Source organism: Caenispirillum bisanense (assembly GCF_039523075.1).
Taxonomy (GTDB): Bacteria; Pseudomonadota; Alphaproteobacteria; order Rhodospirillales; family Rhodospirillaceae; genus Caenispirillum; species Caenispirillum bisanense.
Map to the genome: position 1 here is coordinate 1 of NZ_BAAAEP010000140.1, position 566 is coordinate 566.

Annotated in this window: 1 protein-coding gene; it reads right to left on the reverse strand. The window is 63.1% G+C overall.

The features are described 5' to 3' along the window. Positions 1-183: 183 nt before the first annotated feature. Positions 184-566 (reverse strand): hypothetical protein (locus ABD056_RS22825; protein WP_425545079.1); only part of this gene is annotated, 383 nt, incomplete at its 5' end.

The following is a 566-nucleotide window of genomic DNA, read 5'->3' on the forward strand; positions in this document are numbered from 1 at the left end:
TCCAGCCGACGCCCTCGATTGCGGTGACGGGGACGTGCCAGACCCCATAAGCATCCTTCTCAGCCCCAAAATCACGCAGTTTCGACACTTTGCGGTTGACCGTCGAGAGGGAGACGCCGCAGCGACGCGCAACCTCCGCGAGACCGACGATTCGATGATCTGTCACTGACACATCGTGGCATGTCACCGCGTGTCAGGGGGCATATCAGCACCGAGCGCAGGAAGCCATATCAGCCCCCGCTCTTCGAGGAAGCCGATGCCCGCTTCTCTGCCGCCCTTCTCCACAGCTTCAAGCAACTCGAACCGGGCAGCGGTGAAGCAAATGCGCTTCCACGTGCCGAGCGGCAAGCGGAACAGGTCTTCCGATCCGATCTCCTCTGCGGCGATCTCCTCATCGCTCTTCTCAGCGTCTGCCACCCGTGCCAGGTCAGCCAGGCCCCGAGACCACACCAACTGCACACGCCCCCGAGACCCGGCTACCCACTCACACCAGAGCCGTTCATCCGCCGCGAGATTGGCAGACGCTCCCGTCGACAGGTCTCCGAGAATCTGAAACGGGGTGCGCG